This window comes from Azospirillum sp. NS33 (genome assembly GCF_059703765.1).
The window spans coordinates 39,279-50,883 of the sequence record NZ_BAAKJB010000021.1 but is presented as its reverse complement, the minus strand read 5'-3'; the positions used below and the strand labels follow the sequence as shown (position 1 = coordinate 50,883).

The 11,605-nt window shown below is 69.1% G+C and carries 11 protein-coding genes; all 11 read left to right on the top strand.

Features of this window, described 5'->3' with window-relative positions:
* Nucleotides 1-182: 182 nt before the first annotated feature.
* The 11 genes from AC6H2I_RS18700 (at nt 183) to AC6H2I_RS18650 (ending at nt 11,570) form a co-directional block, all read left to right on the top strand.
* Nucleotides 183-1,250: a hypothetical protein gene (locus AC6H2I_RS18700; protein ID WP_497502200.1), complete on the top strand. Its 1,068-nt coding sequence runs from the start codon at nt 183-185 to the stop codon at nt 1,248-1,250.
* A 133-nt stretch (nt 1,251-1,383) separates the two neighbouring features.
* On the top strand, nt 1,384-2,802 hold the full coding sequence (locus tag AC6H2I_RS18695; RefSeq protein WP_497502199.1) for an FHA domain-containing protein: 1,419 nt from the start codon (nt 1,384-1,386) through the stop codon (nt 2,800-2,802).
* A 36-nt stretch (nt 2,803-2,838) separates the two neighbouring features.
* Entirely contained in the window at nt 2,839-3,063 is a 225-nt protein-coding gene (locus AC6H2I_RS18690) for a hypothetical protein (RefSeq protein WP_497502198.1), read from the top strand.
* Nucleotides 3,064-3,065: 2 nt separating this feature from the next.
* Nucleotides 3,066-3,701, top strand: coding sequence for a hypothetical protein (locus AC6H2I_RS18685; RefSeq protein ID WP_497502197.1), 636 nt, complete (start codon nt 3,066-3,068; stop codon nt 3,699-3,701).
* A 41-nt stretch (nt 3,702-3,742) separates the two neighbouring features.
* Entirely contained in the window at nt 3,743-5,173 is a 1,431-nt protein-coding gene (locus AC6H2I_RS18680; protein ID WP_497502196.1) for a hypothetical protein, read from the top strand.
* Nucleotides 5,174-5,243: 70 nt separating this feature from the next.
* Nucleotides 5,244-6,620 (top strand): hypothetical protein, encoded by a 1,377-nt coding sequence (locus AC6H2I_RS18675; protein ID WP_497502195.1) that lies wholly within the window; start codon nt 5,244-5,246, stop codon nt 6,618-6,620.
* Nucleotides 6,621-6,687: 67 nt separating this feature from the next.
* Nucleotides 6,688-8,073: a hypothetical protein gene (locus AC6H2I_RS18670; RefSeq protein ID WP_497502194.1), complete on the top strand. Its 1,386-nt coding sequence runs from the start codon at nt 6,688-6,690 to the stop codon at nt 8,071-8,073.
* A 34-nt stretch (nt 8,074-8,107) separates the two neighbouring features.
* Complete coding sequence (locus AC6H2I_RS18665) at nt 8,108-8,518, top strand: hypothetical protein (RefSeq protein ID WP_497502193.1); 411 nt, start codon at nt 8,108-8,110, stop codon at nt 8,516-8,518.
* 1 nt (nt 8,519) lies between these two features.
* The gene (locus AC6H2I_RS18660) at nt 8,520-8,867 is read left to right on the top strand and encodes a hypothetical protein (RefSeq protein ID WP_497502192.1); all 348 of its coding nucleotides are present in this window, start codon (nt 8,520-8,522) and stop codon (nt 8,865-8,867) included.
* Nucleotides 8,858-11,059: a type III secretion system export apparatus subunit SctV gene (sctV, locus tag AC6H2I_RS18655; RefSeq protein ID WP_497502191.1), complete on the top strand. Its 2,202-nt coding sequence runs from the start codon at nt 8,858-8,860 to the stop codon at nt 11,057-11,059. Before AC6H2I_RS18660 ends, sctV begins: the two co-directional genes overlap by 10 nt.
* Before the next feature lie 67 nt (nt 11,060-11,126).
* Nucleotides 11,127-11,570: an H-NS family histone-like protein gene (locus AC6H2I_RS18650; protein ID WP_497502190.1), complete on the top strand. Its 444-nt coding sequence runs from the start codon at nt 11,127-11,129 to the stop codon at nt 11,568-11,570.
* Nucleotides 11,571-11,605 lie beyond the last annotated feature (35 nt).

Here is an 11,605-nt window from a genome sequence, read left to right as displayed (position 1 = left end):
AACCGATCGGGACGCGCCTGTCGAGCCTCCTGCCAGAATGGGCGCGGCCCGACGGCAACGCTCGCGCGTTCATGCCGCAGGCGATGCACGCATTGCCGCGGCCGTAATGGCACAGTCGAAGCTGGTGGTTGTGAAACATTGGTGGCGACGCGCCGTGGGCGCCGACATCGAGGGGGAAGCATATGTCGACCAACACCGTCTCCCAGGTCCAGACGAAGTCGCTGGCCTACGCGGAAACCCTGAGCTCGCTGAACGCCGCCGACGGCGGCGCGTTCGCGACGCTGTGGTTCACCACGCTGAAGCTGGGCCTCAACACGGCGCAGGTGACGCTGGAGCAGCTCCGCTCGAAGGTCGAGAAGACCAACAGCCAGCTCGCCGGCGTGCAGTTCGCGCAGTCGGAGCTCCAGATCATGCTCAACAGCGGCGCGCTGAGCGCGTCGGATCCGCTGGCGACCGCGCTCGCGTCGACGGTCACGGCCGACGCCGACCATTGGGACGCGGTGGAGCTGGACGAGCTCAAGGCGGCGCTGGTGGCGCTCAACGACAGCTCCGTCGTGTCGAACGAATCGTTGTCGCTTGAGGACCTGATCGCGCAGGCCCTGGCGGGAGGCGCCACCACCACCATGCCGGCGGCCCTCGACGCCATCTTCGACAGCGTCTTCGCGTACGGCGGCGAGACCTTCGCCGACACCGGCTGGGTGGGCGCCGCGAGCGCCGATGCCGCGGCCATCAAGGCGGATCCCACCTTCCAGGCGAAGATGGCGACCCTCGCCTCCGGCCTCTCCAACATCCTGGGCGACACGGCGATCAACAGCGGCACCACGGTGGCCCGCCTGCGGACCTCCATCGTCAACGCCTTCAACGTCGAGATGCTCACCCCGACGGCCGCGGCCTCCGACATCGGCAACCGCATCCTCCAGCAGGTCGGCGTCACGGAGATCGAGGGCGCCACCGAGTCCGAGATCCTCGGGGCGGTGTCGCTGCAATCCCTGTTCGAGGCCAAGTTCGAGCAGAAATACTCCGTGGAGGCGATCTTCGAGCGGATCGACGTCGACGTGAGCGACACCACCACGGTGGAGTCGGCAATCTCGCGCCTGGAGGCGACGCAGCAGGCGAAGTCCAACATGTCGACGCTGGAGACGCTGGACCTGAAGATCGCCTCCCAGACGTATTCGAACAACCTCTCCTTGTTGACGAACATGGTCACGGACCGCCTGGACGACATCGACACGGTGATGCGCGCCTGGTGAGCCGGTTGCCGGGGATGCGGCACGTCGCTGACACCGCGCTCGCGGCGCACCCCGCCGCGGGCGATGCGAAGACATTGTCAATCGGGGTTGGGTTATGGTGAAGCCGAACGATGCTGGGAGCGCGGAGTTCTGCGTGCTCTTCGGCGCGAACCAGGGCGCGGCTCTCCCCATCAAGGACCGCGACGTCACCCTGGGGCGCGCGCTCGACAACGACATCGTCCTCGACGGCGCCGCCATCGCCGGGCACCACGCCACCCTGCGGGCGGCCGGTGACCAGGTCCTGATCGCAGCCGAGGCGCCGGTGGTCACCGAGCGTGGGGCACGCCAGGGAACGGTGGCCGTCGCCTTCGACACGCCGTTCCGTCTCGGGTCGGCGGTGTGCGTCGTGACCCGCTCGCCGGACGCCTGGTTCGACCGCGACGTGTCGGACATCGTCGCCGCCCTGTTCGCCCGCCGCGACGGGGACGCCGACGGCGGGCCGGTCGACACCGGGGACGCGGCGGTGCCGTCGGCGACCGCGGCCGATACCGCGGCGGGCGGGGCTGCGGCCGCGACGGGACGGAGCACCCGGGTGTGGCGGGTCGTCGAGGAGCGCCGATTCACCCGCGTGGCGACCACCCTGCTGGCCTTGGTGTTCGTGTTCCCCGCCGTCGACTGGGTCGCCAAGGGAGGCGCCTACGCGGTCGTCGTCGCCACCCTCCGGGCGGCGACCGAAGCATCCGGCCCGGCGGCCCAGGCGCCGGTCGACGCCACGCCGGCGGCGGCGGTCGATCGCCAGCGCCGCCTGGAGCTGGAGGCGCTGGTCAGCCGGGTGGTTCCCGACGGCCAGGTCTCGGTCAGCCAGGAAGCGGCAGGAGGCCTGGCCCTCACCGGCTTCGTGATGTCGGGAAACACCTATGTCCGTCTGCTGTCGGGGCTGTCGATGCTGCGCTTTCCCGTCGCCATGCGGGTGCAGAACCGGGGCGGGCAGGTGAAGTCGCTGGAGATGCTGATCGGCCAGACGGAGCACGCGAACCTCGCCGTCGCGGTGGACGAGACCAGCGGGCGCATCCGCGTGCACGGCACCGTGCCGACGCAGCAGCAGGCCGAGCGCTTCCTGCAGCAGGTCAGGCTCGAGTTGCCCGGCGTGCAGAACCTGGACGTCGCGGTCGAAAGCCCGGAGCCGGTCGCCCGGCGGCTCGCCGTCGCGCTCCACGAGGCGGGGGTCGAGGGTGTCGCCGTCGCCCATTCGTCGACCGCGGTCGTGGTGAGCGGGGTGACCGGCGCGTCCGGTCTCGCCGTGCTCGACCGCCTGATCGCCGGCATCGCCACGACGATCGCCGTCGACAACCGGGTGCGGCTCTACGAGCCCAGCACCGATTTCAAGCCGACCGCCCACGACCTCGGCATCACGGTCATCCTGATGGGACCGCGCCCGGCGGTCCTCGATCGGCACGGCAACCGCTTCGGGGTCGGCGACCTGCTGGCCGACGGCATCCACATCGTCGACATCCGCATCGACGAGGTGGTGGTCAAGCAGGGCGCCCGCCTGGCGTCCGTGGTGTTGGACTAGATGGCGGGCACATCAGCAAGCGAGGGGATGCACGGCATGACGTCATCGGACTCCGCCCGCGGCGACGGCGTCTTCCTGTCCTTCGAGGCGGAGGCGCAGGCCGCGGAGCGGCGGCTCGACGAGGGCGTGGCGCCCCCGCTGTTCCGCCGCCTCACCGCCTACCGCGACGCGGTGCGCACGGCCCAGGGAATCCTCCTCCTCTACCGGCGGCAGCGGTCCGAGGACCCCTCCGCTTCCCACCCGTCGAACGAAGGACCCTGATCATGGACACAACGCTGATCGCGCCGCCGGCCGACGGCATGGAAGACGCCAAACGGACGCTGCGCGACCTGAGCGACCAGATCGGTGACATCGTCGACGAGGCGGCGCGCCAGGCGGAGGCGGTCCTGGGCGGGCCGCCCAACAAGGGGCTGGAGCTGGTGGCGGCGCTGGTCACCGGGAAGCCCCTGGCGCCGGTGCTCAACATCGGGCCGCAGCAGATCGAGGGCACGTTCCGCATCGCGCGCGAGCACCTCAAGGCCGGGCGGCTCGGCGAGGCGCTGAAGCTGCTGCGCGTCCTGGTCATGGTCGACTACCACAACACGCGGCATTGGCTCTCCCTGGCCCTGTGCATGCGCCGGCTGGAGATGCACCGCAGCGCCGCCGACGCCTACTGCATCGCCCATGTCGTCGGCGATGGCGACCTCTGGCCGGTGGTGCAGGCGATCGAGTGCTTCCTGGAAGCGCAGGACCCCGACAACGCCCGCGAACTCGTCGGCATCCTCGGCGACCTCATCGACCGCCACTCGGACGACCCGGAGATCGCCGAGATCGAGGCGGCGCGGGCGGCGCTGGTGGAGCGGATGGGCGGCGCCGGCGCCGGGGCGGTCGGTGCCGCCGCGGTGCGGGCGGCGGACTGAGGCGCCGCGGCAGCGGCAGCGGCCAAGCGAGGGGAACGGACATGCAAACGAATTCCGTGGGGAGCACGCCGTCGGCGCCGGTCCTTGTGCCGCAGGAGCGGACGACCGGAAGCGGCGCGGCGACCGCCGGCACGACCGCCACCGGGGCGCTGGTGGTGGTGGGCGAGGACGGCGGCGTCGTGCCCAACGAGGCGCTGGCCGAGGAGATCATCAAGCTGGCGGAAGGGCTCGACTTCGGCGGGCTGTTCAAGGACGACGGCACCCTCGACGAGGAGGTGCTGGCCAAGATCTTCCTGTCGCTGTCGGCGGAGATCCGGTCGCTGGCGCTGAGCGGTGCGCTCGACGAGACCGCGACCGGCATCGACCTCGCGGCCATCGCGGCCAAGATCAAGGACAAGGTCAACGAGATCCAGCGGGAGATCGACGACGCCATCCACGACCTGAACGAGGCGGAGCGCAAGGCCGAGAGGTCGCGCCGGATCGGCATCGCCACCGCGGTGCTGGGCGTCGTCCTGGCCGTCGCCACGGCGGTGGCCACCGGGGGCGCGTCGCTGTGGATCGCCGGCCCGGCGATCATCGGCGCCCTCGCCACGACGGCGAACGCCAGCCTGCAGATCGCCACGTCCTTTGGCTGGGACGGCATGGACAGCAAGGGCATGGAGCGTCTCGGCTACGCCCTGATGGCGATCGAGATCGGCTGCGCGGTCATGTCCGTCAGCAGTGCGTGCAATCTCGGGACCGTCGCGGCGAGCCGTGGGTCCAAGGGTGTGGCGGCGCTGAAATCCTTCGTCTATGGCGGCGGCCGCGGGGCGTCGCAGGCGGGAACCCAGGCCGCCGCGACGGTCGGCAAGCAGGTCGCGCAGGAGGCCACCGCCAAGGTGACGGTCCAGGTCGCCAAGCAGGCCGGGGACGACGCCGCCGAAGCCGCGATCAAGGCCTCCACCCGGGTCACCGACGACGCCGCGAAGGCCTCGGCCAAAGCCGGTCAGCAGGTGTCGCGCGACGGCGCGGAGGCCGCCGTCGACGCCTCGACGGCGACGGCCGAGGTGGAGAAAGCCAAGTCCATGGCGACGAAGGCCAAGGAGTTCCTGGACCAGTCGCCCCGTGACCTGTTCAACAAGGCGCTGGGCAGGGCGAAGGAAGGAAAAGACGCCGCGAACAAGCTGAACCAGGGCGGCGGCATCGACCTCGACGCGTGGATGACCATCATGGACGGCGTGTCGGTCGCCACCAATTTCTCCCACGCGATGATCCAGGGCACGCTCGACTACAAAGCCGGGCAGGCGCAGGTCGATTTGCTCGACACGGAAATGAAGATGGAGCCGCTCAAGGACGAGCTGTCCTACGTGAACCGGCTGCGCTCGGTCAGCGGCGCCAACCGGCGCGGCATGGAGCAGTCGGCGACGGCGCTGCTCGACGCGCAGTTCAACCAGGTGCAGGGCGCGTTCAACATCGGCACGAAGATGATCTGAGGTGGGCGGCGGGGGGGCGGAACGCGCGCCCCGGTCGTCTTGAGCGGACATATGGGCGGAGGGTAGCGACATGGGTGTGAATCAGCTTGGCGGCGGCGTCGTGCCGAACGACATTGCGCGGACGGTCGGGACCGGCGGCGGGCAGGGCGTCGCGACGCCGGATGTGACGACCAATGCCGATCGCCTGCTGCAGGACGTCCAGTACGTCCAGAGCGTGCTCGCGTCGGGCGGCACCCTGTCGGACGCCGAGATCAACGCGCTGTCCCACATGGTCGGCATGATGACCGCGCTCTACGAGCTCCAGGTCTCCTTCGAGCTGGGCAACCAGTCCTTCGCGCAGCTCCAGAAGATCCACGAGGCGATGGGCGAGCTCTTGGAGGAGATGAGCCAAACCAGGAGCGAGATCAAGAAGGGCATGCGCGTGGCCCTCGCCATGCAGGTGGTGGGCGCCGGGGTCGGCGTTGCCGCGGCGGGGATGTCCTATGGCGGGCTCGCCCTCAAGAAGCGCAACGTCGACAACAAGATCGCTTCGGTGAACTGGGAATACCGGAACAGCCCGGGCTTCAACTCCAGCGGTGGTCTCGCCAACGGCGCCAAAGTGGACGTGCAGATCGCCAAGACGCCGGGAACCGCAGCCGCGCCCTCCGGCGCGCTGGGCGGCAGCAAGGTGGACATGCAGATTTCCAGGCCGGCGCCCACCGCCACCGCCTCCAAGCCGCCGGCGCCGCCGAAGCAGGCCGTCGACACCGACGTCGCGCCGTCGCCGGGCCCCAACAAGGCAAAGAGCGCCGCCCAGGCCAAGCCCGAGGCCCAGGCCAAGCCCGAGGCCCAGGCCAAGCCCGAGGCCCAGGCCCAGCCCGAAGTCCAGCCCAAGCCCGAAGTCCAGCCCAAGGAGGCCGACGCCCCGGAGACCAAGCCGGTTACGGCCGCCGAGGTGACGGCCAAGGACTCCAGGACCGAGACGGCGAAGCCGGCGGGCGACAAGGACACCAACCGCCTGCCGACCAAGGAGGAGATCGAAAACCACGACGCCTCCATGGCCAAGATGCGAAAGATCGCCGACGGCGAGCCCGGCGAGATGGATCACACCGATTTCAAGAACATCAAGATGCTCGATCCCGCCGACGCGGCGATGTACGCGTCGATGATGCGCGCGTCCTCGCAGCGGGTCGGATACAAGATCTCCTTGATGATGCAGCTCTCCCGCACCGGCCAGGAAACGGTCCAGGGACTCTCGGTCTTCGGCGAGGAGATCAAGCAGCTCGCCCAATACGATCTCGACCGCCAGCAGCAGATCCATTCCGACACCACCCGCTACATCGAACAGCTGATGTCGGTCCTCGGCCAGGAGGCGGACAAGGCCAGGGATGTGTTCGGCCGGCAGACCGATTTCCTCGGCGCCCAGGCGTCCAACGAGTTCCAGATCGCCCACGCCATCCGCGGCTGAGCGCAAGGGGCCGGGAGGGGGGTGGCCGGCGCGACCGCCCCCCGGCCGCTGAGAACAGGAGGCGTCCGTGGCCGTCGGGCCGATCGTCCATCATCCCCCCGTCGTCGCACCGGAGCCCCGGGAGCGCGCCGCCCCCGGCACCCGGCACGCCGCCCACCAGCCCGCCTCGGATCTGGCCGAAGAGGTCAGCGTGCTGGTGTCGCAGACGCGGATGCGCCGCACCGACCGCCGCGACGAGGCCGGGGCGTCCGGTCGTGGGAGCGCCGTGCCGCTCGACGACGACGTGGCGGACGCGCGCGACGCCCAGGAGGAGGCGGCGATGGGCCGCCGCGCCCATGGCCGCACCCGCGACGAGATCGAAGCCGAGGCCGCCGTCGTCCACGACTTCCGCGCCGGCCAGGACCCGCGGTCGGGCAAGGGGGAGGCCTATTACGACCTCCTGCCCGACACGAGCAACGTCCAGGCCAAGGCGGCGCTGGGTGTTCTGGCGGGAGAACTGGCCGATCACCTCCACGACATCGGGTCGGCGGCGACCTCCAACGACGTGCTGTCCTTCCTGCTGCGGCGCCTGCCGGCGCTGCTGCCGACCCTGCTGGGCGGCGACGGCGAGCCGGACCCGCCGGTGCTCTACGCCGCCCTCCTCTTCATCGAGGAGACGCTGAAGAAGCGCCTGCTCGACAGCGATCCGGCGCTGGAGCAGATCCGCGCGACCATCGAGACGATGCTGGTCAAGTACCAGGCGGAGCTGCGCATCGGCTTGGTGATCGCCAATTCGACCTACCAGTTCTTCGCCAACCGGCTTGGCTCGGCGATCCAGGCGCGCAGCATGTACCGCCGCGAGGTGCTGCAGCACAGCGGGGTGCTGAAGACCTTCTCCAGCATCGTCGACCGCTTCGGGGTGGGCCGCTTCGGTGCCGCCATCACCTTCCTTCTCGACGCCTCGGCCGAGGAGCTCGCCAGCACCGCGGCCGCCGCCGACCAGGAGCGCTTGAAGGTGGTGCGCGACGACCTCTACGAGCTGGCGACCCTGAACACGGTGATGCGCAACGGCGAGGGCATGGTGGGGCGTCTGCGCCAGCGCCACGCCGGGTGCCTGACCGAGCGCGCCACCATCACCAGCATCATGAAGTTCACGTTGAAGCTGGCGGAGAACCCGCTGTCGGAGCTGGCCTCCTCGATCACGACCTTCGCCAAGGGGTGCGCGCCGCGGCCGGTGTTCGTGCAATGCGCCTTCCTGCAGAGTCTGCGCTCGATCGCCCTGCTGATGCCCGACAAGATCTTCGAGCAGGAGGCCGAGCGCCGCGGCTACGACACCCGCGGCATGAACCCCAAGGACCACGTCATCGATATGTTCGACGAGGCCATGGAGGAGGCGTTCGAGCGCGAACAGCTCGAAATGGACTTCGACGACGACGAGGACGAGTACGCACGGTTTGCCGACGGCGTCGGCTGACCGGACCGCTTTGCCAGAGGACGGACGAGAGTAGATGGTCAGCTTCAGCGCGATGTTTCCCACACCCTTCACGGCCGGCGACCTGAACCGCGGCCTCGCCGGGATCTCGGTCCGCTTCGGCGCCGGCCCGGTGACGGCGCCGGGGGCCGCGAACCGGCCGGTGGTGACGGTGGCGTCGCCGCTGGTGCGCCTGGTCGGCCGGACCAACCGCCAGGGGCTGATCGATTCCTTCCTCGGTCCGGCGGAGTCGCAGCCGGACCTCGACGGGGCGGCGGGGCGGGAGGCGATCGAGGCCGCCGGCGCCGCCGTGAAGGGGTGGCTGGAGCGCAACGGGCACGACGACCTGCGCCGGCGCAAGGGCACCGCCGCCATGAAGGTCGTGGCCGGTCACCTGGAGAACGACGCGATCCTGTTCGTCCTGCGCACCGCGCTGATCCCGGTGTGACATGGCGGCGACCGACCTCCTGCCACTCGATCCGCCGGCGGCGCCCGACGGCGCGCCACCCGACGAACGGACCGTCCGCGTGCTGGGCTTCCTCGCCGAGCACTACCTGCGCAACCAACGCCCTGTGGAGAGTTTCGCCCTGCTCAGCTTTCTCGACGAGACGCGGGTGATGGACCTGCGCCTGCGCAAGATGTTCCTGATCGCCGCCGTGGAGATCCGCAAGCTGGAGGTCGCGCGGCGCCTTGTCCGCGACCTCGCGGCCGGCGATCCCGGGCCCGAAGAGCGCCGCGTCATCGACTACTTCGCCCAGCGCATCGAGGCCGCCGAGGGGGCCGTCGCATGGACCTGAACCGCCTCGTCAAGCAGATCACCCGCCGCGACGACGTCGTCCTCGCCGCGCTGCTGATCGCGATCATCTTCATGATGATCCTGCCGATGCCGACGATCATCGTCGACACCCTGATCGCCGTCAACATGATGATCGCGGCGATCCTTCTGATGGTGGTGATCTACCTGCCGTCGCCGCTGGGCTTTACGGCCTTCCCGGCGCTCTTGCTGATCAGCACCCTGTTCCGCCTGTCGCTGTCCATCACCACCACCCGGCTCATCCTGCTGCAGGCCGACGCCGGCCAGATCGTCGAAACCTTCGGCCAGTTCGTGGTCGGCGGCAATCTCATCGTCGGCGTCGTGATCTTCCTGATCATCACCATCGTGCAGTTCGTCGTCATCACCAAGGGCGCCGAGCGCGTCGCGGAGGTGGCGGCGCGCTTCACCCTGGACGCCATGCCCGGCAAGCAGATGAGCATCGACGGCGACATGCGCGCCGGCACCATCGACATGGTGGACGCGCGCAAGCGGCGCGGTGACGTGGAGCGGGAAAGCCAGCTCTACGGCGCCATGGACGGCGCCATGAAGTTCGTCAAGGGCGACGCCATCGCCGGCCTGCTGATCATCTTCGTCAACATCGTCGGCGGCATCGCCGTCGGCACCATGCAGCACGGCATGGAGACCTACCAGGCGCTGGAGGTCTACTCGATCCTGACGATCGGCGACGGGCTGGTGTCGCAGATCCCGGCGCTGCTGATCTCCATCACCTCCGGCATCATGGTCACCCGGGTGTCGGACGACGCCTCGCGGCTCAACCTTGGCGAGGACATCGGCAACCAGCTGCTCAACGAGCCCCGCGCCCTGCTGGTCGCCGCCGCCATTCTCTGCGGGTTCGCCGCCATCCCCGGCTTCCCCACGGTCATCTTCCTGGTCCTGGCGACGTCCATCGGGGTGCTTGGGCTGGTGATGCTGCGCCGGCGGTCGCGCACCCGCAAGGCCCACGACATTCCCGGTCTGGTCGAATCCAGCGCGCTGGCCAAGGCCGAGGAGAACGAGGGGGCGTCCGGCAAGCGCAAGGTGTCGGGCCGCCAGGCCCAGACGCAGTCCCAGGCGATCGACGAGGAGGAAATCACCTTCGTCAAGCCGCTGATGCTCGATGTGTCGCCGCTCCTGCGCGACATCCTGAACGCGCAGGAGCTGGACGACGCCCTGGTGCAGTTGCGCCGGGCGCTCTACCTCGACCTCGGCGTTCCCTTTCCGCCCGTCTATCTGCGCTATGTCTCCGGCATGGCGGCCGAGCACTACGTCATCCACATCAACGAGGCCCCGGTGGTGCAGGGCTATCTCCATCCCGGCAAGCTGTTCGTGCGCGAGCCGGTCGACGACCTGGAGATGGCCGGCATCCGCTACGAGCAGGACCGCGCGTTCCTGCCGCGCCTGCCCACGATCTGGGCCGACCGCAGCCAGAAGAAGCGCCTGGACGACAACGGCTTCGCCTATTTCGAACCGATCGAGATCGTCACCTACCACATCTCCAGCGTGGTCAAGCGCCATGCCGAGACCTTCCTCGGCATCCAGGAGACCAAGCGCCTGATGGACCGCATGGAGCAGAACTACGACGAGCTGGTGCGCGAGAGCCTGCGCAACGTGTCCTTGCAAAAGGTCGCGGAGCTGCTGAAGCGCCTGGTGGTCGAAGGGGTGTCGATCCGCAACATGCGACTCATCCTGGAGACGGTGTGCGAGTGGGCCAAGAAGGAGAAGGACACCATCCTTCTCGTCGAGTACATCCGGATCGCCCTGGGCCGCCAGATCTGCACCCAGTACCGCAACAAGCAGAACGTCCTGCCCGCCTACATCCTGTCGCCGGACACCGAGCAGGTCATCCGCGATTCGATCCGCCAGACCTCCAGCGGCAGCTATCTCGCCATGCCACCGAACAAGGTGCGCAAGTTCGTCGACGCCGTGCGCAAGGCGGTCGGCGACATCAAGCATATGGAGCATCCGCCGGTGCTCCTGTGCTCCATGGACGTCCGCCGCTACATCCGGCGCGCCATCGAGCAGGACCTCTACGAACTGAGCGTCATCTCGTTCCAGGAGCTGTCGGACGACGCCAACGTGCAGACCCTCGGCCGCATCAACATCACCGACTTCGACCAGGCGCCGGAGCTGGCGGTCGGCGACCAGCCCACGTTCGGGCCGGCGGCGGCCCAGTGATGGGCGGCCCCGTGACGGCTGGCCGGGGGACAGGGTGGTGAAACGATCGCAACGGGAGGCTTGACCCATGGTGGATCTGTTGGGTGTGGGACGGGAGATGGCCGAACGCCAGCAATGGCTGCAGGACATGCGGCGGGTGAGCGCCAAAAACGACGATTCCCTGCTTGCCGCGGTGGGCATCCTGAAGTTCGGCGACAAGAACAAGGTGGTGAAGCTGACCCAGAGCAAGGCCGGCTTCGCCGTCTACTCCAAGCTGCAGCAGACCATGGAGACCCGGGACGGCGGTGAGCAGACCAAGAAGAACATGGAGATGATGACCTCGCTGCTCGAGGACCTCCGGGAATCGCGCAAGAAACGGCAGGAGGCCGCCGCCGCGAAGGATGGCAAGGGCGACCGCATCCTGCGCCAGCTCGAGTCCGACGGCCTGTCGCCGGCGGACCAGGATGCGGTCGACGGGCGGCCACCCCGGGCCCGCGGCGGCCGGGACGAGGACCACATGATCGAAGTCTGAGCGCCGGCCGAAATCCCGTTCCAGACCCTTTGATC

What these genes read in the sequence shown, in the direction of transcription:
- AC6H2I_RS18685 (WP_497502197.1), top strand. Translation starts at nt 3,066, where the DNA reads ATGGACACAACGCTGATCGCGCCGCCGGCCGACGGCATGGAAGACGCC.
- AC6H2I_RS18660 (WP_497502192.1), top strand. Translation starts at nt 8,520, where the DNA reads ATGGCGGCGACCGACCTCCTGCCACTCGATCCGCCGGCGGCGCCCGAC.
- AC6H2I_RS18665 (WP_497502193.1), top strand. Translation starts at nt 8,108, where the DNA reads ATGGTCAGCTTCAGCGCGATGTTTCCCACACCCTTCACGGCCGGCGAC.
- AC6H2I_RS18650 (WP_497502190.1), top strand. Translation starts at nt 11,127, where the DNA reads ATGGTGGATCTGTTGGGTGTGGGACGGGAGATGGCCGAACGCCAGCAA.
- sctV (WP_497502191.1), top strand. Translation starts at nt 8,858, where the DNA reads ATGGACCTGAACCGCCTCGTCAAGCAGATCACCCGCCGCGACGACGTC.
- AC6H2I_RS18675 (WP_497502195.1), top strand. Translation starts at nt 5,244, where the DNA reads ATGGGTGTGAATCAGCTTGGCGGCGGCGTCGTGCCGAACGACATTGCG.
- AC6H2I_RS18680 (WP_497502196.1), top strand. Translation starts at nt 3,743, where the DNA reads ATGCAAACGAATTCCGTGGGGAGCACGCCGTCGGCGCCGGTCCTTGTG.
- AC6H2I_RS18690 (WP_497502198.1), top strand. Translation starts at nt 2,839, where the DNA reads ATGACGTCATCGGACTCCGCCCGCGGCGACGGCGTCTTCCTGTCCTTC.
- AC6H2I_RS18700 (WP_497502200.1), top strand. Translation starts at nt 183, where the DNA reads ATGTCGACCAACACCGTCTCCCAGGTCCAGACGAAGTCGCTGGCCTAC.